This window comes from Nocardioides mesophilus, assembly GCF_014395785.1.
GTDB classification, from domain to species: Bacteria; Actinomycetota; Actinomycetes; order Propionibacteriales; family Nocardioidaceae; genus Nocardioides_B; species Nocardioides_B mesophilus.
In genome coordinates this window covers 3,501,872-3,521,684 of the sequence record NZ_CP060713.1, presented here as the reverse complement: position 1 = coordinate 3,521,684, position 19,813 = coordinate 3,501,872, and the positions used below count along the sequence as shown (strand labels likewise).

Annotated in this window: 19 protein-coding genes; 13 read left to right on the top strand and 6 right to left on the bottom strand. The window is 72.1% G+C overall.

All coding sequences use genetic code 11. From position 1 onward, the window contains the following. The first annotated feature begins 8 nt into the window (after positions 1 to 8). From H9L09_RS16960 to H9L09_RS16910, 11 genes are all read left to right on the top strand, one after another. Complete coding sequence (locus H9L09_RS16960) at positions 9 to 1,334, top strand: nucleotide sugar dehydrogenase (RefSeq protein WP_187578011.1); 1,326 nt, start codon at positions 9 to 11, stop codon at positions 1,332 to 1,334. After that, complete coding sequence (locus H9L09_RS16955) at positions 1,331 to 1,627, top strand: hypothetical protein (protein ID WP_187578010.1); 297 nt, start codon at positions 1,331 to 1,333, stop codon at positions 1,625 to 1,627. Before H9L09_RS16960 ends, H9L09_RS16955 begins: the two co-directional genes overlap by 4 nt. Before the next feature lies 1 nt (position 1,628). Beyond that, on the top strand, positions 1,629 to 2,750 hold the full coding sequence (locus H9L09_RS16950; RefSeq protein ID WP_187578009.1) for a nucleotidyltransferase family protein: 1,122 nt from the start codon (positions 1,629 to 1,631) through the stop codon (positions 2,748 to 2,750). Then, the gene (locus tag H9L09_RS16945) at positions 2,747 to 3,826 is read left to right on the top strand and encodes a GNAT family N-acetyltransferase (protein WP_187578008.1); all 1,080 of its coding nucleotides are present in this window, start codon (positions 2,747 to 2,749) and stop codon (positions 3,824 to 3,826) included. Before H9L09_RS16950 ends, H9L09_RS16945 begins: the two co-directional genes overlap by 4 nt. Before the next feature lie 2 nt (positions 3,827 to 3,828). Then, a complete protein-coding gene (locus tag H9L09_RS16940; protein ID WP_187578007.1) occupies positions 3,829 to 5,193 on the top strand; it encodes a hypothetical protein in 1,365 nt (454 codons plus the stop codon). Further along, positions 5,190 to 6,386: a DegT/DnrJ/EryC1/StrS family aminotransferase gene (locus H9L09_RS16935; protein ID WP_223164097.1), complete on the top strand. Its 1,197-nt coding sequence runs from the start codon at positions 5,190 to 5,192 to the stop codon at positions 6,384 to 6,386. The genes H9L09_RS16940 and H9L09_RS16935 overlap by 4 nt, the downstream gene beginning before the upstream one ends. A 1-nt stretch (position 6,387) precedes the next feature. After that, positions 6,388 to 7,014: a helix-turn-helix transcriptional regulator gene (locus H9L09_RS16930; RefSeq protein ID WP_187578006.1), complete on the top strand. Its 627-nt coding sequence runs from the start codon at positions 6,388 to 6,390 to the stop codon at positions 7,012 to 7,014. After that, complete coding sequence (locus H9L09_RS16925; protein WP_187578005.1) at positions 7,011 to 7,688, top strand: response regulator transcription factor; 678 nt, start codon at positions 7,011 to 7,013, stop codon at positions 7,686 to 7,688. The genes H9L09_RS16930 and H9L09_RS16925 overlap by 4 nt, the downstream gene beginning before the upstream one ends. Positions 7,689 to 7,767: 79 nt before the next feature. Further along, complete coding sequence (locus H9L09_RS16920; protein WP_187578004.1) at positions 7,768 to 8,658, top strand: hypothetical protein; 891 nt, start codon at positions 7,768 to 7,770, stop codon at positions 8,656 to 8,658. Beyond that, on the top strand, positions 8,658 to 8,957 hold the full coding sequence (locus H9L09_RS16915) for a PqqD family protein (RefSeq protein WP_187578003.1): 300 nt from the start codon (positions 8,658 to 8,660) through the stop codon (positions 8,955 to 8,957). The genes H9L09_RS16920 and H9L09_RS16915 overlap by 1 nt, the downstream gene beginning before the upstream one ends. After that, positions 8,954 to 9,886: a hypothetical protein gene (locus tag H9L09_RS16910; protein ID WP_187578002.1), complete on the top strand. Its 933-nt coding sequence runs from the start codon at positions 8,954 to 8,956 to the stop codon at positions 9,884 to 9,886. Before H9L09_RS16915 ends, H9L09_RS16910 begins: the two co-directional genes overlap by 4 nt. On the opposite strand, the gene H9L09_RS16905 is transcribed toward H9L09_RS16910, so the two are convergent. Together H9L09_RS16905 and H9L09_RS16900 are read right to left on the bottom strand one after the other, a co-directional pair. Then, the gene (locus H9L09_RS16905) at positions 9,859 to 10,386 is read right to left on the bottom strand and encodes a hypothetical protein (protein ID WP_187578001.1); all 528 of its coding nucleotides are present in this window, start codon (positions 10,384 to 10,386) and stop codon (positions 9,859 to 9,861) included. The two genes, H9L09_RS16910 and H9L09_RS16905, sit on opposite strands and share 28 nt — an antisense overlap. A gap of 222 nt (positions 10,387 to 10,608) precedes the next feature. Then, positions 10,609 to 12,252: an amidohydrolase gene (locus tag H9L09_RS16900; RefSeq protein WP_187578000.1), complete on the bottom strand. Its 1,644-nt coding sequence runs from the start codon at positions 12,250 to 12,252 to the stop codon at positions 10,609 to 10,611. A 157-nt stretch (positions 12,253 to 12,409) separates the two neighbouring features. Between H9L09_RS16900 and H9L09_RS16895 the strand changes: the two genes are divergently transcribed. Together H9L09_RS16895 and H9L09_RS16890 are read left to right on the top strand one after the other, a co-directional pair. Then, positions 12,410 to 13,795, top strand: coding sequence for an aspartate aminotransferase family protein (locus H9L09_RS16895; protein ID WP_246456080.1), 1,386 nt, complete (start codon positions 12,410 to 12,412; stop codon positions 13,793 to 13,795). A 120-nt stretch (positions 13,796 to 13,915) separates the two neighbouring features. After that, a complete protein-coding gene (locus H9L09_RS16890) occupies positions 13,916 to 15,379 on the top strand; it encodes a carboxylesterase/lipase family protein (protein WP_187577999.1) in 1,464 nt (487 codons plus the stop codon). Positions 15,380 to 15,395: 16 nt separating this feature from the next. Here the strand turns inward: H9L09_RS16890 and H9L09_RS16885 are convergent, their stop codons facing one another. The 4 genes from H9L09_RS16885 to H9L09_RS16870 all read right to left on the bottom strand — a co-directional run bounded on the left by H9L09_RS16885 (position 15,396) and on the right by H9L09_RS16870 (position 19,811). After that, the gene (locus H9L09_RS16885; RefSeq protein ID WP_187577998.1) at positions 15,396 to 16,784 is read right to left on the bottom strand and encodes an NAD(P)/FAD-dependent oxidoreductase; all 1,389 of its coding nucleotides are present in this window, start codon (positions 16,782 to 16,784) and stop codon (positions 15,396 to 15,398) included. Continuing rightward, a complete protein-coding gene (locus H9L09_RS16880; RefSeq protein ID WP_246456079.1) occupies positions 16,781 to 17,626 on the bottom strand; it encodes an ABC transporter permease in 846 nt (281 codons plus the stop codon). Before H9L09_RS16880 ends, H9L09_RS16885 begins: the two co-directional genes overlap by 4 nt. Positions 17,627 to 17,736: 110 nt before the next feature. Next, positions 17,737 to 18,642 carry an ABC transporter permease gene (locus H9L09_RS16875; RefSeq protein WP_187577997.1) on the bottom strand — a complete coding sequence of 302 codons (906 nt, stop codon included), beginning with the start codon at positions 18,640 to 18,642 and terminating at the stop codon, positions 17,737 to 17,739. Next, on the bottom strand, positions 18,639 to 19,811 hold the full coding sequence (locus H9L09_RS16870) for an ABC transporter ATP-binding protein (RefSeq protein WP_223164096.1): 1,173 nt from the start codon (positions 19,809 to 19,811) through the stop codon (positions 18,639 to 18,641). The genes H9L09_RS16875 and H9L09_RS16870 overlap by 4 nt, the downstream gene beginning before the upstream one ends. Positions 19,812 to 19,813 lie beyond the last annotated feature (2 nt).

Sequence of the window (19,813 nt, the reverse complement as noted above, 5' to 3'; positions counted from 1 at the left end):
TCCCGACCATGGACAGTGAGCCCAGCACCGACGTCGTCGCATCCTTGCTCGACCGGCTGCCGACCGGACGGTTGCGGCTGGTCGTCATCGGGCAGGGCTACGTCGGCCTCTCCCTCGCGGCGGCGGCGGCCGTCGAAGGTCTCGACGTCCACGGCATCGACATCGACGCCGCCCGTGTCGGTGCGCTGTCCCGGGGCGAGAGCGTGGTTCCCGGGGTCGACGACGGGGTCTTCGCCATGGCCACCGACAGCGGTCGGTTGAGCTTCGGGACCGACTTCGCACGCGTCGCGGACGCCGACGTAGTGGTGATCTGCGTCCCAACCCCCATCACCGACCACCGACCCGACCTCGGCGCGGTCGAGGGCGCCAGCCGCCTGGTGTCGCAGATGCTCCGGCCAGGGCAGCTGGTGATTCTGGAGTCGACCACGTACCCGGGCACCACCGAGCAGGTCGTGCAGCCACTGCTCGAGGCGAGCGGGCTCCGCGCCGGAGACGACTTCTTGCTCGCGTTCTCGCCGGAGCGCATCGACCCTGGCAACACGAAGTACGGGCTGCGCAACACGCCACGGGTGGTCGGCGGCATCGACGCGCGCGCCACAGCGGCGGCGGGCGCCTTCTACCGGCTGCTCGTCGACGACGTGACCGAGCTGTCCAGCGCCCGTTCGGCCGAGCTGGCCAAGCTGCTCGAGAACACGTTCCGGATGGTGAACATCGCGCTGGTCAACGAGCTGGCCCGCCAGTGCCACGACCAGGGCATCGACGTCTGGGAGGTGATCCGGGCGGCGGCCACCAAGCCGTTCGGCTTCATGCCGTTCCAGCCGGGTCCCGGTGTCGGCGGGCACTGCATCCCGCTGGACCCGACGTACCTCGCCTGGCAGTCGCATCGCGACACCGGCCGCCGCTTCCGGCTCGTGGAGCTGGCGCAGGACATCAACGCCGAGATGCCGGACTACGTGTGCCGGCGGATCGTCGACGCTCTCGGCGAGCGCGGCGTCTCGGTGCGGGACGCCTCGGTGCTCGCACTCGGCGTCACCTACAAGCCGAACGTCGGAGACCTGCGGGAGTCCGCGGCCGTCGAGACCCTGGCGCAGCTGGCCCGTCGCGGGGTGAAGGTGAGCTTCCACGACCCCTTCGTCGAGAGGCTCGAGAGCCACGGTCTCTCGCTGGAGCGCAGCGAGCTGTCGGCCGACGTGCTGGCGCAGGCCGACGCGGTCGCGCTGCTCACCCCGCACGACGTCTACGACCTGCAGTGGCTGCAGGGCGGGGCGAAGCTGGTCTTCGACGCCCGCAACGCCCTCGGGGTCCGTGGTGACGAGCGAGTCGTGACGCTGTGACCCACGACGGGGGACTGCAGCGGGGCAGCTTCCCCGCACGCTACCGGCGCGCCGATGGCGTGCTGTGGCGTGACACCGGTCGTCACGTGGTGCTGCTGCCCCGCGGGGAGGACCGGGTCCCGCTGGTCCTCGGCGGCGGAACCGCCGAGCTGTGGCGCCTTCTGGACTCGCGGCCGACCATGACCGAGATCGTCGCGGCCTTCGAGCCGGACCCCCGGGTGGAGGTGGCCGACGAGGTGGAGTGCGCGCTCCACGAGCTGGTGAACCACGGCGTGGTCGAAGGGGATGAGTGACGTGCCGACCTGGTCCGAGAGCGGTCACTACTCCCCTGCCGTGCGTGCCGTCGCGGCCTACGGGCTCGCCGGGACGGTGCTCGAGCTGCCCTCGGAACCCCTGGGCGACCCCGCCTTCGCCGGTTTGCACGCGAACGTCCGGCAGCAGAAGCTGACCGGGCTCTTCTGGGCGGCGATCCGCGGCGGCGCGCTGCCGGTCACCGACGAGCAGCGCGACCAGGCCGAGGAGATCCACATCCGCGCCTCTGTGGCGATCCTGATGCTGGAGGACCTCCTGGTGCGCACCGTCACCGCGCTCGACGACGCCGGCATCCCGGTCCGGGTCCTCAAGGGGCCGGTCTCGGCCCGGCTCGACCACACCGACGTCAGCCACCGCGCCTACGGGGACATCGACCTGCTGGTCCCGAGCTCCTCCTACTACGACGCGGTCCGGCTGCTGGAGTCGCAGGGGTGCCGGCGCAGCTATCCCGAGCCGCGGCCCGGCTTCGACCAGCGCTTCGGCAAAGGCACGGCGATGCGGACGCCCGCCGGGCTGGAGATCGACCTGCACCGGACCTTCACGATGGGACCGTACGGCGGGCTTCTCGACCTCGACGGACTGTGGCGCGAGAGCGAGCCGTTCTCGCTCGGTGGCCGCACGATGCATGCCCTCCCGCGCGAGGCCCGGCTGCTGCACGCCTGCTACCACGCCGCGCTCGGCGATCGCCGTCCGCAGCTGGTGCCGTTACGTGACGTGGCGCAGATCCTGCTGACTCGGGAGATCGACTGGAGCCGCTTCCGCGAGCTGATGCGCAACAGCCGGGGCGAGGCCGTGGTGGCGCGAGCGATCCGGACCAGCTGGAACGAGCTTCGGCTCGCCGACGTGCTGCAGGCGAGCGCCTGGGCCAGCGCCCACCGGAGCACCCGCCGCGAGGCGTCGCACCTCTCGGTCTACGGCGCGTCCTCGAGCTACGCGGCCCGCTCCTTCGCGGCGGTGCGCACCCTCCCGATCCGGCAGCGGCCGCGCTACGTGCTGTCGCTGGCGCTGCCCGAGCGCTCCTACCTGGAGGACCGGCACTCGGGCCTGATGAGCCGGCTCCGTCACGGCGTCACCGAGATCCGCGCGAACAGGAGCGAGCAGTGACCACGACCGATGCCGGCGCCACCGAGATCAGCGTCCGCCCGGCCCACCAGGAGGACGAGACGGAGATCCTGGGGTTGATGACCGACGCCCTCGGCGGAGGGCCGACCGGCCAGAACACGCCGGAGTTCTTCCGGTGGAAGCACCGTGACAACCCGTTCGGGGTCTCCGCCGGCCTGCTGGCGCACGCAGAGGACCGCCTGGTCGGGGTCCGGCTGTTCCTGCGGTGGCGGCTGCAGTCCGGGCCCACCACGTTGCGGGCGGTCCGAGCTGTCGACACCGCGACGGCGCCGGACCACCAGGGCCGCGGCATCTTCAAGCGCCTCACCCTGGGTCTCCTCGCCGAGCTGGACCGTGTCGACGACGTCGACCTCGTGTTCAACACGCCGAACGCCAACAGCCGCCCCGGTTACCTGTCCATGGGCTGGCAGCCCGTCGGCATCCTGCCGGTGCGCCTGTCACCGGTGCACCCGGTGGCGATGGCCCGCGGTGCCCGCGCAGCCCGGGCGACCACCGCCTCTGCGGCACGTCGGGGGGCGCTGCCGCCCGCCCCAGCTTCACCGGCGCGGCTGCCGCGATGCCCGTTCGAGCCGGCCGGGCAGGTGCTCGCCGACCTCGGGCCCGAGGTGTGCAGGCTGCTCGAGGAGGCTCGCACTCCCACGGGCCTGCACACCCCCCGCAGCTTCGAGTACCTGCTGTGGCGGTACGGGCAGGCTCCCGGGCTGGACTACCGGTGCGTGGTCGTCGAGTCCGGCGGCCGTCCGACGGGACTGGCCTTCGGCCGGATGCGGGCACGCGGTCCGCTCACCGAGTTCACGGTGGCGGACCTGGTGGTCGCCGACGGGGACACGCGCTCCTGCCGGCGGCTGCTGGCTGCCGCGCGACACTCGGGCGCCGACCACGTCACGGTGCGCACTCCGCCGGGCTCCGTCGAGGCCGGCCTCGGTGCTGCGCCGGGGTTCCTGCCGGTGCCCGGGCAGGGCGTGGGCCTGGTGGTCAACCCGCGCCGCCGCCTCGACGTCGACGTGCTGACGCCCCGGACCTGGCAGCTTCCCCTCGGCGACCTCGAGGTGTTCTGAGCATGCTTCTACGACTGCGGACCGGTGACCCCGTCCGCCTGGGCGCCGCCCAGGTGGCGGGCGTCCTCGCCGTGGGCGGGTACGCGCTGCTGCTGGCGTGGGCGGGCGGCCGGGACCGCTACGACCTCTTCGGCGCCCTGGTCGTCATCCCGGCGCTCCTGCTGCTCACCCTGCACCTCGTGGTCCGTGCGGGCCGCGCCGAGCAGGACCCGTTCATCGCCCGGCTGCTGCTGTGGGCCCTGGCCGCCAAGGTGCTGGCGACGGTTGCGCGCTACCTGATGGCCTTCGTGCTCTACAACGGCGAGTCGGACGCCTCGGTCTACGACGCCGAGGGGGGACGGCTGGCCGTGAGCTACCGACTCGGTTTCCTCGACGCCAACCTCGGGCACAGCTTCATCGGGTCGGGGTTCGTGCGGATGCTGACCGGCCTCATCTACACCGCGTTCGGCACCAGCATCTACATCGCCTTCGCCATCTTCGCGGCCCTCAGCTTCTGGGGCTGCTACTTCTTCTACCGGGCGTTCCGAGTGGCCGTGCCCGACGGCAACTACCACCGGTACGCCGTCCTGGTGCTGTTGCTGCCTTCGATGCTGTTCTGGCCCTCCGGGCTCGGCAAGGAGGCCTGGATCACGATGGGCATCGGCCTGACGGCCTTCGGGTCGGCGCGGTTGCTGACCGGGGTGCGGCACTGGCTGCTGCCCGCGGCCATCGGGCTGACGATGACTTCCTTGGTCCGGCCACACATCAGTGCCGCGCTGTTCGTCGGTCTGACGGCCGCGATGTTCCTGCGCAAGTCCACACGGGCGGCCACTCCACTGACCCCGGTGGTCAAGGTCGGCGTGCTGGCCGTCCTGATGCTGCTCGGAGCGCTCATCGTGGCACGCGCCGCCACCTTCCTCAACGTCGAGTCGGTCACGGTCTCCAACGTGGACGCGGCGATCCGGGACACCCAGCACCGCACCGGCGAAGGCGGCTCGGAGTTCACGCCGACGGTCGTCAACAGCCCGGCCGACCTCCCGGTCGCCACTGTCTCGGTGCTGTTCCGACCCTTCGTTTTCGAGGCGGACAACGCGCAGTCGCTGATCGTGGCCACGGAGGGGGCGGTGCTCATGCTTCTCACCCTGCGGGCCGTGCCGACCCTGCGCGGGCTGCCTCGCCGACTCAGACGTCAGCCGTACCTGCTCATGTGCCTGGTGTACACGCTGCTGTTCGTCTACGCGTTCTCCAACTTCTCGAACTTCGGCATCCTCACCCGCCAACGCGTGCAGGTGCTGCCGTTCGTGCTCGTGTTCCTTGCCCTGCCGCTGGACCGCACCTTCCGTGCGGGGACGGTCCGACACACCACTCATGAGGAGATACCGGCGTGACGATCCTGCAGAAGAGTGCCGACGCACCCGCGACGCTCGGAGGGACCCCGGCGTTCCCCGAGGGCCTAGCCCTGATGCGACCGACCCTGCCCGACCTTCCCGCGCTGGAGCGGAGGCTGGGACAGATCCTGGAGTCGGGACTGCTCACGAGCGGGCCGACGGTGGCCGAGCTGGAGGAGCGTGTCGCGGAGCGTCTCGGCGTCGCGCACGTGGTCGCCGTGAGCAGCTGCACCAGCGGGCTGGCGCTGACCCTGCAGGCGCTCGGCGTCCACGACGCCGTCGTGATGCCGAGCTTCACGTTCTCGGCCAGTGCGCACGCCGTGATGTGGGCGGGGGCGGAACCCCGCTTCGTCGACATCGAGGCCGGCACGCTGTGCGTCGACCCCGACGAGGTCTGGGCCGGGGTCGACGGGGCGTCCGCGATCACCGCGACGCACATCTACGGCACACCGTGCCGCACGGAGGCGCTCGAGGAGGTGGCGCGCGAGGCCGGCGTCCCTCTCGTCTTCGACGCCGCCCACGGCCTGGGATCGAGCCGGGCGGGCCGTCCCGTGGGCGGCTTCGGCACGGCCGAGGTCTTCAGCCTCAGCCCGACCAAGGTGATGGTGGCCGGCGAGGGCGGCCTGGTCGCGACCAACGACGCGGGGCTCGCCGAAACCGTCCGCCTCGGCCGCAACTACGGCAACCCCGGCGACTACGACTGCCTCTTCGCCGGCCTGAACGCGCGGATGTCGGAGCTGCACGCCGCCATCGGGCTGCACTCCCTGCGGTTCCTCGACGAGCACGTCGCGCGACGCAACGAGCTCGTCGACGACTTCTGGTCCGGGCTCGCGGACCTGCGGGGGCTCAGCCGCCCCGTCGTCGAGGAGGGGGACGTCTCGACGTACAAGGACCTGACGGTGGTGGTCGACCCGGACGTGCTGGGGCTGGACGTGCCCGGGTTCGCCCGGGCACTCGACGCGGAGGGCATCGACACCCGGCGCTACTACAGCCCGAGCATCCACGAGCAGCGTGCCTACCGGCACCTTCCGCAGCGGGACCTCCCTGTGACCGAGGAGATGTCCCAGCGCGTGCTCTCGCTGCCGCTGTGGTCCCACATGACCGACCAGCAGATGACCGGGATGCGCGACGCGGTGGCACGCATCGCCCGGCACGCCGACCAGATCCGTGCCACCGAGGGGGATGTGACGTGAGATGAGAACCAAGAAACCGTCCGTGGTCGTGGCCCCGTGGTCGACCCTGGAGGCCGACTGCCTGGCGCTGACCCTCGAGAGTCTGCACCTGACCCCGGTGGCCGCGCCGTTGCACTCGTCGGTGGCGATCGTGATCGCACTGCCGCGCGGGCAACGGTTCACCGCGCAGGACCTCGCCAAGCAGACCCAGCCGTGGAAGCTGCCGACGCTGCTGCTCGTGGACGCGGTCGAACCCTGGACGATCGCGTTGGGCCGGGCCGTCAGCGCCACCGCGGTGGTCAGCTGGGACAGCCCGCAACCCACCTTCGCGCAGGCGATCCGCAGCCTCGTCGAGGGGCGGCCGACGCCGCACCTCGGCGGCCCGGTCGTCGACGACCCCTTCGTGGAGCTCACCGAGCGGGAGCGCGAGGTGATCGCGCTGGTCGCCCTGGGCGACCACGACGACGAGATCGCGGACCGGTTGCGGATCAGTCCGCACACGGCCCGCGCACACGTGCAGCACTCGCTGACCAAGCTCGACGTCACGAACCGACACGCAGCCGCAGCCCTTGCCCGCGGGAGCGGCATCATGCGCTCGCGACTGCAGGACCTGCGCGCCCTCGGGGTCGAGGCGAGGACAGGGGCATGATGCGTATCGCCGTGGCGGCCGACCGCCCCATCGTCCTGCTCGGTCTGCGACTGGCTCTCGGCCGCGAGTTCGCCGGCTCGGTCATCGAGCCGGTGACCAGCGCGGCCCAGTGCCTGGCGGTCGTCGCCCGGGCGCACCCGGACCTCACCGTCGTCGACGTCCAGCTGCCCTCGCACGCGCTGCGCCAGCTCTGCGAGGCGTTGCACGAGTCGCGGACCCGGAGCATCTTCCTGACCGACAGCCAGCCGGGAGCCCTGGAGCTGGTGGAGGCGCGGGCAGATGCCGTGGTCTCCCACCGGGAGGGGCTGCCCGGGGTCGTGCGGGCGTGCCGCACGGTCGCCGAGGGCGACATGTACGTCTCCACCACGTTGCTCGTCGGCGTGCTGCACGGTCTCATCGACCGGCAGCGCCGTGGTCCGCACAGCCGACCGGCCGTCGAGCGACTCAGCCAACGCGAGCGCCAGGTGCTGGCGCTGCTCGGCGCGGGCTGCGACCAGACCGAGATCGCCCGGACGCTCGACATCGCGCCGGAGACCGCGAAGACGCACATCCGGCACGTGCTGACGAAGCTCGGCGTGCGCTCACGGGTCGAGGCGGCGGCGCTGGCCAACGAGATCGGGTTCGAGGTCGCGGTCGAGGTCGAGGTCGACCGTCGTGAGCCCCTCGACGTCTGAGGCCCGTCGGGGGCGGATCCGACGTCCGGGTCCGCACCCGGGGGTCGCCGCCGACCCGGGCTTTCCCAGTCTCGCACCGGTGCACGAGCTCGACAGGCGCCACTGGAGCTGGCGCAGCGGGGAGTGTCGGGCCGGCGGCCACTCCTTCGAGGTGCTCTGCGAGCCGAGCGGTCTCGACGAGCTGCTCGGGCCGATCACCTCCTCGCTGCGGGTGCGGGCGCACCGGCACGGCGAGCTGCCCTGCTACCGGTTGCTCGGCTCGCCGCAGGGGCCGCCGTACGCGTTGTACTTCGACGACCGACGGGTGCGGGTCGCCTCCGACCCGCGGACCCTGGTGCGGTTCCTCGCCTGGCACGTGAACCAGCGCATGATCGACAGCACCTCGAGCACCCACGTGGTCTTCCACGCGGCAGCCGCGGTCCGCGCCGGCCTCACGCTGCTGCTGCCGGGCGACCAGGAACGCGGCAAGACCACGACGGTGGCCGGTCTGCTGCGGGAGGGCTACGACTACGTCACCGACGAGGCGACCGCGGTGCACCCCGCCACCCTGCACGTCGAGCTGTTCCCCAAGGCGCTCAGCCTCGACCCGGGGTCCTGGGGACTGTTCCGCGACTGCGGCCTGCCGTCCCCGCCTCCGGGGAGCACGACGCCCAACGACCAGTGCCAGGTGCCCGCCCGACAGCTGGGCGCCAACGTGGCACGCGGACCCGCGCGTCCGCCGCGACTGATCGTCTTCCCCCATTTCCTCGCGGGCAGCCGCACGGAGTCGATCCGCCTGAGCGCGGCCGAGGCGGTGCGCGACCTGGCGCTGTGCAGCTTCCACTTCGAGGAGCACCCCGCCCGGAACCTCCGGGTGGCCGCCGACCTGGTCCGCGGAGCCGACGTCGTGCGGCTGCGCATCGGAGACCTCGACGGTGCCGTCGAGGCGATCGAGGGCCTGGTCAGCCAGACGTTGATGAGGGAGCTGTGATGTCACCTGTCCCGGACGACGCGCTGGTGCTCCGCCGGCACGGCACGCCGATCGTGGAGGAGGTCGAGGTGGACGGCGAGACCGTGGTCTACGACAGCCGCAGCGGAAGCCTGCACCTGCTGGACCCGGTGGGCAGCCTGATCTGGGCGGCGCTCGACGGCGTCACCACCCTCGGCGAGGTGAGCGACGAGCTGGCCCGGGTCTTCGGCGGGCGCAGCTCCGACGTGCACGCCGACGTCACCGCGTTCGCGGACCGGCTCCTCGACCTCGACCTGGTCGACCGGGTGGCCGGCTCGTGACGTCGACGTCCGGGGCCCGCGCGGCCGGGCCGCGACCGGTCCCGGAGACTGCATCTGGCCTGAGGATCGCCCCGCAGCGACGGACGCCCTGCCTGGCGCGGCTCGACCGGTCCCGGGTGTGGCGGCCGACCAGGGCGGTCCGGGTCGGCCAGCGCGTCGTCGGGGTCCGGACCACCGGTGACGAGAGCGCCGACTCGGTCGTGGAAGGTCTGCTGCGGCCCAGGAGGGTGCCCACTCTGGACGGCGTGGTGCCCGCGCACTTCTCCGTGGAGCTGGCCGTCGCGGACCGGACGGCGGCCCCGCGGCGCGGCCTGCACCTCGTCTACCGCGACCACGAGGTCGTCGCCCGGCGCCGCGAACCCGAACGGCTGCTGGCCGACCTGCTCGACCTCCTGGACTCGGCCGGGCATCCCGACACCGTGGGTCTGCTCGCCGTGCGAGCCACGGCCGTCGTGCGCGGGAGCACCGCGGTGCTGCTGCCGGAGGTCTGGCACGGCCGTCTGCTGCTGCACCAGGAGCGCCTGCTGGCCGAGGGCCTCGACCTGCGCACCGCGCGCAGTCACCTGCTCGACGTGGATGCGCTCGAGCTGGTCGACCGCAGCCGGCCGACCCGAGCGGTCCGCCTGGGATCCTGGGTGCTCCGGACCGCAGAGGACGCGGAGCGGATCCGGCCGGCCCTCGCGGTGCAGGCGGGCTTCGGATCAGTGGTCAACGCCGACACCCTCGGCGCCGGCAGCGCCCTCAGGATGCTCGCTGCCGTGCTCACCGAGGTGCCCGCCGGCGCGGTCGGTGCGGTGCCCGACTCCGCGCTGGTGGACCGTGTCCGCGGGCTCGCCCACCACCCCGGCCGGGCGGCGGGGGGAAGACCGCCCCGAGGCGTCGCCGTGGGCGAGCCGCGAGCTCAGACGCAGATGACTCCGGCGACGTAGGAGATCTGCTTGGTGATCTGCACGACCGCCGTGTTCGAGGTCTGGTAGTCCATGTCCCCGCACTCGCCGTTGAAGGAGGCTCCGGCCTTCGCCTGGAGACCCTCGATCACGGCCCCCGCGGGCACCGTGACCTGGGCGGTCTTGCCGTCGGCGGAGATCGCGACCGTGACGCAGTACGACGTCCCCTCCACCACCGCGCACCCCGTGCTGTCGGAGCCGAAGATGGAGTGGTCGGCGTCGGCGTACCCGTCCGGCAGGCACCAGCTGGCCCCCCCGCCACCGGCGGCGCCGCTGTCGAACGAGTTCGTCCCCACGTCGTACTTGAACCGGATGACCCGCCCCGGCGCGCACGAAGCCGTGCCGGTCGCGAACGCCGGCGCGGTCAGCGACTGCACCGTCGGCGCGGACCAGACGGTCACGCCCGCCACGACGGCCGCGCGCTTCAGGAACGAGCGCCGCTCGATGTTGTCGTCGATGTTGTCCGGCTGGTCCCCACCCATGTCTGCTCCCCTATGCACCCGGCGTGGTCACGCTTCCCCTTGCTCAGCAAGAGTAAGCAGCGTGGAGGCGTCCGTCGCTCCCCGATCGGGGGTACCCGCCCTCCCCCGCCACCACCGTCAGGGGGTCCGGTTTCCACGGTTCGGGGCTGTTGGCATGCTCCCCTCACTAGTCACCGGTCACCGGTCACCGGCCACCGGGCCCGAGCCCGCGCCGGGCGGTCCTCAACGGATGAAGACCTGCTCGCCGTCGACGTAGGTCTCCCGGACGCGCGCCGCGCCGATCTCCTCGGCCGGGGCGACGAGGGGGTCCCGGTCGAGGACCACCAGGTCGGCCAGCAGGCCCGGCGCCACGCGACCGGTCTCGTCGAGGTGGTTCACCCGCGCCGAACCGCTGGTGTACGCCGCGAAGGCCTGCTCCGCGCCCAGGGCCTGGTCGGCCAGGAACGCCTCGGAGCCGGCCCGGCCGGTCTCGCCGTGCAACCGCCGGTTCACCGCGACGTGGATGCCGGCCAGCGGGTCCGGCGACGACACCGGCCAGTCGCTGCCGGCGGCCAGCCGGGCCCCGGCCCGGGCCAGGTCCCCGAACGGGTACTGCCAGGCCACCGCCGCCTCGTCCAGGAAAGGGATGGTGAGCTCAACCATCTGCTCGTCGTAGGCGGCCCACAGCGGCTGCACGGTGGCGGTGACGTCGAGCTCCGCGAACCGGTGCCGATCCTCGGGATGCACGACCTGCAGGTGCGCGAGGTGGTGTCGTCCGTCCGTCGTGCCGTTGGCCCTCCGGGCGGCCGCGACCGCGTCGAGCGCCTCCCGCACCGCCCGGTCGCCGATCGCGTGCACGTGCACCTGGAAACCGTGCGCGTCGAGCCGCGTCACGGCCTCGGCCAGCAGCTCCGGGTCGACGAAGGAGAGTCCCGCGTTGTGGGTGTGCCCGCCGCAGCCGTCCCGGTAGGGCCGGGTCATCGCGGCGGTGTAGTTCTCGGCGACGCCGTCCTGCATCACCTTGACGCTGCCGGCCACCAGCCGACCGCCGGTGAACCGCTCGCGCCGCTCGAGCAGGTCCACGACCTGCTCGAGGCCGCGGGCCCGGTCCCACCACAGGGCGCCACGCACCCGGGCGGTCAACCGTCCGGCCGCCACCGCACGCTGGTACGTCGGCGCCGGGTCGTCCAGGCCGGCGTAGTCGCCGAGGATCGCGTCCTGCCAGGCCGTGACCCCCACGCTGTGCAGGTAGGCCTGTGCCTCCGCCAGCGCCCGGTCGTAGTCCGCCACGTCCGGCGCGGGCACCAGCCGCTGCACCAGCGCCATCGCGCCCTCGTGCAGCGTCCCGGTCGGGGTGCCGTCGGCGTCACGCTCCAGCCGCCCGTCGACAGGGTCCGGGGTGCCGCGGTCGATGCCGGCGGCCCGCATCGCGGCGCTGTTCACCCAGGCGCCGTGATGGTCCCGGTTGGGCAGGAACACCGGCCGGTCCGGCAGCACGGCGTCCAGCAGCGCCGCGGTCGGCCCCCCGGCCCCGAAGGCGGGCATGGCCCAGCCGCCGCCGCAGACCCAGTCGCTGCCGGGGTTCCGGGCGGCGTAGTCGGCCACCGCGGCGACGTACTCCTCGCGGGTGCCGAGCTCGGACAGGTCGCAGCGGATCCGCTCGAGCCCGCCCTGCACCGGGTGCACGTGGGCGTCCTGGAAGCCGGGCAGCAGCAGACCGCCGGCCAGGTCGACGACCCGGGTCCCGCGCCCGACGAGGTCGTCGGCCTCCTGCTCCGCCACCACCGCGGTGATCCGCCCGGCGCGGACGCCGACCGCCCGGCCCGGTCGGTGCCGGTCCCCGTCGAAGAGCGAGCCGTTCCGGAAGAGCAGGTCCACTGTCGTCATTGCGGCATTCTGGCGACGGAATCCGTGGTCCGCAACGATTCGCACGCGTGATCGCCACGATTCACGGCCTTCCAACCACGGATTCACTTGCCTTGAGCCGGTGGCAACGGGCACCATGGGGAGGTCAGCACGACGCACGAGAGATGAGGCAGCGACCGTGGACCAGCCGATGGACGCCGAGAGCTACGACAGCCTGCAGCGGTCTGCCCGGGACCACCTGTGGATGCACTTCACCCGACACTCCAGCTACGAGCACGCCGACGTGCCGATCATGGTGCGTGGTGAAGGCGCCTACATCTACGACGCCAAGGGCCGCAAGTACCTCGACGCGCTGGCCGGCCTGTTCGTCAGCCAGCTCGGCCACGGCCGTCGCGACCTCGCCGAGGCCGCCGCCAAGCAGGCCTCCGAGCTGGCCTTCTTCCCGCTCTGGTCCTACGCCCACCCCAAGGCGATCGAGCTGTCCGAGCGGGTCGCCGGCTACGCGCCCGGCGACCTCAACCGGGTCTTCTTCACCACCGGTGGCGGCGAGGCGGTGGAGACCGCCTGGAAGCTGGCCAAGCAGTACTTCAAGCTGACCGGCAAGCCGATGAAGCACAAGGTGATCAGCCGCTACGTCGCCTATCACGGGACTCCGCAAGGCGCGCTGTCCATCACCGGCATCCCGGACGCGAAGAAGTTCTTCGAGCCGTTGGTGCCCGGCGGCCACAAGGTGCCCAACACGAACTTCTACCGCGCACCGGAGCACGGTGACGACCTCGAGGCGTTCGGCAGGTGGGCGGCCGACCAGATCGCCTACGCCATCGAGATGGAGGGCCCCGAGACCGTCGCGGCGGTCTTCCTCGAGCCGGTGCAGAACTCCGGTGGCTGCTTCCCGCCGCCGCCCGGCTACTTCCAGCGCGTGCGGGAGATCTGCGACCGGTACGACGTGCTGCTGGTCAGCGACGAGGTCATCTGCGCCTTCGGCCGGCTCGGCCACATGTTCGGCGCCGACCGCTACGGCTACCAGCCGGACATGATCACCTTCGCCAAGGGGATCACCTCGGGCTACTCCCCGCTCGGCGGCATGATCGCCTCCGACCGGCTGATGGAGCCGTTCCTGCACGGCACCGAGATGTTCGCCCACGGCTACACCTTCGGCGGCCACCCGGTCTCCTCGGCGGTGGCGCTGGCCAACCTCGACGCGTTCGAGAACGAAGGCATCAACAAGCACGTCCGCGCCAACGAGCAGGGTTTCCGCAACACGCTGGAGAAGCTCCTCGACCTGCCGATCGTCGGCGACGTCCGCGGGGACGGCTACTTCTACGGCATCGAGATGGTCAAGGACAAGGCCACCAAGGAGACCTTCGACGACGACGAGGCGGAGAAGCTGCTGCGCGGCTTCCTCTCCAAGGCGCTCTACGAGGCCGGCCTCTACTGCCGGGCCGACGACCGCGGCGACCCGGTGATCCAGGTGGCACCGCCGCTGATCTGCGACCAGGAGCACTTCGACGAGATGGAGCAGAAGCTGCGGCACGTGCTGACCGAGGCCTGGGCGCGGCTCTGAGCCAGCCCTGACAGCGAGAGCGACCCGTCCTGGAGGCGGGTCGTTCTGCTGTCCGGGAAGCCGCCGCCTAGGCTGGCGCGACGCAACCGGCCACCCGGGCCGGCACGAAGGGGGACAGACGTGGAACCAGTGGTCAGCACCCGGCACGGACGGGTCAGCGGCACCGTCGAGGACGGCGTGGCCCGCTTCCTCGGCATCCCCTACGCCGCCCCTCCGGTCGGCGAGCGCCGCTTCCGGGCCCCCGAGCCGCCCGCGCCCTGGGACGGGATCCGGCCTGCCACCGCGCTCGGCGCCACTCCCCCGGCACCCGGCTACCGGGCGCCGATCGACCAGATCCTCTACCAGCCCACGGTCCCGGGCGAGGACTGGCTGAGCGTCAACGTCTGGACCCCCGACACCGGCGGCGACGGGCTGCCGGTGATGGTGTGGATCTACGGCGGCGCCTTCTCCAACGGCAACGCCGCGATCCCGATGTACGACGGCACGCCCTTCGCCCGCGACGGTGTCGTCCTGGTGACCTTCAACTACCGCCTGGGGGTCGAGGGCTTCGCGGCGCTGCCCGACGCCCCGGCGAACCGGGGACTGCTGGACCAGCTCGCCGCGCTGGAGTGGGTGGCCGACAACATCGCCGCGTTCGGCGGTGACCCCGACCGGGTGACGATCTTCGGCGAGTCCGCCGGCGCGATGAGCGTGACCAGCCTGATGGCGATGCCGCGGGCCCGCGGCCTGTTCGCCCGGACGATCACGCAGAGCGGTGCCGCGCAGGCCGCCGCTGAACCCGCCGACGCCGCCCTGGTGACCGAGGCGCTCGCGCAGGTGCTGGGTCACGAGGCCTCGGCCGCCGCCTTGAGCGGGGTCGACCCGGACACGTTGGTCGCCGCCCAGCGTCAGGTGTCCGACGCTCTCGCCCTCAAGCCGGACCCGGCCCGCTTCGGGCCGAGCATCGTGGCGAGCTCGATGGCGTTCATCCCGGTCGTCGACGGCGACCTGCTGCCCGAGCACCCGCTCCGGGCGCTCGAGGCCGGCGCGTCGCAGGACGTGCCGCTGCTGACCGGCACCACCACCGAGGAGTTCCGCTTCTTCGTGGTCCCCGTCGGCCTCGCGGCTGCGATGACCGAGGAGGGCCTCGCCGCATTCGCCGCCGGTCGGGGCATCGAGCCCCGGGTTCTCGAGGTCTACCGCGCCAACCGGCCCGGCGCCTCCCCCGGCGACCTGCTGGCCGCGCTGGTCACCGACGTCTACTTCCGCCGCCCGATGCTGGCGATGGTGGCCGCACGTGGCAGCGCCCCGTCCTGGGTCTACGAGTTCGCCTGGCCCAGCGACCGGTTCGACCTCGGCGCCGCGCACGCCGTCGACATCCCGTTCGTCTTCGACGCCCTGCAGGCGAAGGGTGCCTCCGGCCTGGTCGGCGACTCGGCGCCGCAGTCGCTGGCCGAGGAGATGCACGCCTCCTGGGTCCGCTTCGCGACCACCGGCGACCCCGGCTGGCGTTCGTACGACGAGCGCCGCACGGTGCGGGTCTTCGACGCAGCCGGCGGCCGGGAGGTAGAGGACCCCCGCGGGGACGAGCGCGCCGTCTGGTGAGGCCGCGGGGAGCGGCTCAGGAGTCGAAGCCGAGGCCGAGCCGGTCCAGGCCCCGCAGCCAGAGGTTGCGCCGCCCGCCCCGGGCGTCAGCCGCGGCCAGCGAGCGCCGGGTCAGCTGCACCCCGGCGTAGCGCAGCGGCTCCGGCGGGAACGGCAGCGGCCGCTCGCGCACCATCCGGAGCCGGGTCCGCTCGGTGTCCTCCCCGTCCAGCAGGTCGAGGACCACGTCGGCCCCGAAACGGGTGGCGGCGACCCCGAGACCGGTGTAGCCCAGCGCGTAGCCCACCCGGCCGTCGTGGGCCGTGCCGAAGAAGGCGGCGAACCGGGTGCAGGTGTCGATGACCCCGGCCCACGCATGGCCGAACCGCAGCCCCTCGAGCTGCGGGAAGGTGCCGAAGAAGTGCTCCGCCAGCAGGTCGTGCGTCGGCGACCGCTCGAACCGCGGGTCGACCTTGCTGCCGTAGTGGTAGACCGCGTCGTAGCCGCCCCACAGGATCCGGTCGTCGCGGGTCAGCCGGTAGTAGTGGAACAGGTTGGCGGCGTCGCCGACACCCTCCCGCCCCGCCCAGCCGATGCTCTCCCGCTGCTGCGCGGACAGCGGCTCGGTCATCAGCACGTAGTCGTAGACGGGCACGGTCATCAACGACAGCCGCCGCACCAGCGGCGGGAACGCGTTCGTGGCCAGCACCATCCGGTTCGCCCGCACCGCACCGTGCCGGGTGCGGACCTCGACCCCCGCGGGGGTCCGCTCGAGGGAGTCCGCCCGCGTCCCCTCGAAGATCCGGACGCCGGCGTCCAGGCACGCCCGGCGCAACCCCCAGGCCAGCCGGGCCGGCTCCACCATGGCGGTGACGTCGGGGGCCAGCAGCCCACCGGCGTACGTCGGTGAGTCGACCCGCCGGCGTACCGCCGCTGCGTCGAGGAGCTCGACGCGATGCCCGCCCGCGCGCATCTGCTCCGCCTCCTCGGCGAGCCACTCCACCTCGTGCGGGGCCCTCGCGACCGTCAGCTCCCCGGTCTCCTCCCAGCCGCAGTCGATGCCGTGCCGGGCCACCGTCTCCCCGATCGCCCGGAGGTTCTCCGCTCCCAGCCGGTCCAGCACCGCCAGCTCCTCCGGCCACCGCGAGAGGCCGTTGCCGAAGCCGTGGGTGAGGCTCGCCGAGGCGAAGCCACCGTTGCGTCCGCTGGCCTCCTCGCCGCACCGGCCGGCCTCCAGCAGCACCACGTCGCGTCCGGGGTCGCGCTCCTTGGCCCGCAACGCCGACCAGAGCCCGGTGTAGCCGCCGCCCACGACCAGCAGGTCCGCCTCCTCCCGGTGCGCCAGCGCCGGCAACGGGTCGGGACGGGAGGGGTCCTCGAGCCAGAAGACGGCGTGCCGGACCTCCGCGAGGGAGGGGTGGCTCACTGCGGGCGCCGGCGCTGCAGCAGTCCGCCGCCGAGCACGAGCAGCAGCGCCACCAGGAACATCACCGTGCCGACCACGTTGACCTGCGGCGGGATGCCGCGCTGCGCCGATCCCCAGACGAACATCGGGAACGTGATCGTGTTGCCGTGGTTGAAGTTCGTGACGATGAAGTCGTCGAACGACAGGGAGAAGCTCAGCAGGGCCGCGGCCAGGATGCCCGGGAACACCAGCGGGAAGGTGATCCGCCAGAACGTCTGCCACTCGTTGGCGTAGAGGTCCATCGCCGCCTGCTCCATGGTGGAGTCCAGACCGGCGAGCCGGGCCTTCACCGTCACCACGACGAACGACAGGCAGAACATGATGTGGGCCACCAGGATCGACCAGAAGCCCAGCGAGCCCGCGACCCCGGCCGCAGCGAACAGCGCCAGCAGCGACGAGCCCATCACCACCTCCGGGGTGGCCATCGGCAGGAAGATCAGCAGGCTCGTCGCCGCCCGGCCGCGGAACCGGTGCCGGACCAGGGCGAAGGCGACCAACGTCCCCAGCAGCGTCGCGAAGACGGTGGCGAGGAACCCGATCTGCAGGCTCTTGGTCACGGCCTCGCACATCCCCGCCGGTGCGCACGGGTTCAGCCAGTTGTTCCAGGTGAAGCCGTCGAACTGGTAGCTGAGCCGGCCCGCCGGGTCGTTGAACGACATCAGCACCACGAAGGCGATCGGCAGGAACATGTAGCCCAGCACCAGCAGGGCCACGAACATCACCGCGTGCTCCCCGATCCAGCGACCGGCACGCTGCAGCGGGCTCGGCGAGCTGGACCGCGGCTCGGTCCGGGTCGCACGCACGGCAACGGATCGTTCGCTCGGTCGCTCGCTCGTCCCTCGCTCGGCTCCGTCGCTCACAGCGCCGGATCGTTCGCTCGGTCGCTCGCTCGTCCCTCGCTCGGCTCCGTCGCTCACAAGAGCTCCTCCGTCCCGGCTCGTCGCACGTAGAACAGCACCAGCACCGTGATCGCGACCATCAGCACCACCGAGCTCGCCGCGGCGGAGGGGTAGTCGAGCTGGACGAGGAACGCACTGTCGATGACGTTGCCGATCATCCGCTGGGCCGGCGTCCCGAGCAGCTCGGAGTTGATGTAGTCACCGGCCGCCGGGATGAACGTCAGCAGGGTGCCCGCCACCACGCCGGGCATCGAGAGCGGCAGCGTGATCTTGAAGAACGACGTCGCCGGGCTGGCGTAGAGGTCCTTGCCGGCCTCGACGAGCCGGGGGTCGATCTTCTCCAGGCTCGCGTAGAGCGGCAGCACCATGAACGGCAGGAAGTTGTAGGTCAGGCCGGTCACCACCGCCAGCGACGTCGCCAGCAGCCGGCCGTCCGGGGCCAGCAGGTGCAGCGTCTTCAGCGTGTCCACCAGGAAGCCGTTGTCGGCCAGGATCGACTTCCAGGCGAGCGTCCGCACCAGGAAGCTCGTGAAGAACGGCGCGATCACCAGCACCAGCATCAGGTTCTTCCACCTGCCGGCCTTGAACGCGATGGCGTAGGCGAGCGGGTAGCCGAGCAGCAGCGAGAGTGCGGTCGCGATCGAGGCGTAGAGCAGGGAGCGCAGGAACTGCTCCTGGTACGTCGAGAGCACGTCGAAGTAGTTGCTGACCGACCAGGTCATCGCGTAGCCGGTGTCCAGGGAGCCGCTCGGGTCGTAGAGCGAGGTGGCGACCAGCTGGATCGTCGGCAGCACGAAGAAGATCACCAGCCACAGCAGGCCGGGCAGCAGCAGGAGGTAGCCGGTGGCTCGGCCGCGCCTCTTGCGGGGCGGCTCGGGGGCGTGGCCCTCGACGACGTGGCTGAGCTGCGCGACGCTCACGACGCGGCTCCCGCCAGCGCCGCATAGCTCTCGTCGCCGGCGTGGGCGTCCTGGTCGGCGTCGAGCAGGAACGTGTGGGCGGTGGCCCAGTGCAGGTCGACCCGGTCGCCGGGCCGGAACCCGTCGCGGGCGCCGGTGTTCTGCTCGAAGACCGTCAGCTCCTGCTTCCACGGCATCTCGACGAGGTACTGCGTGCTGACGCCGATGAAGCTGACGTCGCTGACCACGCCGCCGGGCAGGGTGTTGGTGCCGTCGGCGGTCTCCTCCCCGGCCGCGGCGAGGAACACCTTCTCGGGGCGGACCCCGACCCAGACGGTCCCCTCGGTGCGTCGCGCCCGGCTCGCCGGCGCGCCGACCTTGCTGCCGTTGACGTCGACCACGATCTCCTCGGCGCGCCGCCCGGCCACCTCCGCGCTCACCAGGTTGGACTGGCCGAGGAAGTTGGAGACGAATGTGGTCGCCGGGTTGTCGTAGAGGTCGGCCGGAGCGCCCATCTGCTCGATCACACCCTTGTTCATCACCGCGATGGTGTCGGCCATCGTCATGGCCTCCTCCTGGTCGTGGGTGACGTGGATGAAGGTGATCCCGACCTCGGTCTGGATCCGCTTGAGCTCGATCTGCATCTGCCGGCGCAGCTTCAGGTCCAGCGCCCCGAGCGGCTCGTCGAGCAGCAGCACCCGCGGCTTGTTGATCAGGGCCCGGGCCAGCGCGACCCGCTGCTGCTGGCCGCCGGAGAGCTGCGCGGGTCGGCGGCCGCCGTACGCCCCCAGCTCGACCAGGTCGAGCATCTCCTGGACCTGGTTCTTGACGTCCTTGACGCCGCGGCGGCGCAGGCCGAACGCGACGTTCTCGGTGATGTCGAGGTGCGGGAACAGCGCGTAGTTCTGGAACACCGTGTTGACCGGTCGCTTGTAAGGCTTGAGGCGGCCGATGTCGTCGCCGCCGAGCACGATCCGGCCGCTGGTGGGCTCCTCGAGACCGGCCACCATGCGCAGCGTGGTCGTCTTGCCGCACCCCGACGGGCCGAGCAGGGCGAAGAAGCGCCCGCTGCCGACCTCGAGGTCGAGCTCGTCCACCGCCGTGAAGGCGCCGAACTTCTTGGTCAGGGCGCGGAGGCTGAGATCGGCTCCCGCCTCGGTGCCCGGGGTGTCGTGCGAGGACGTGCTCATGC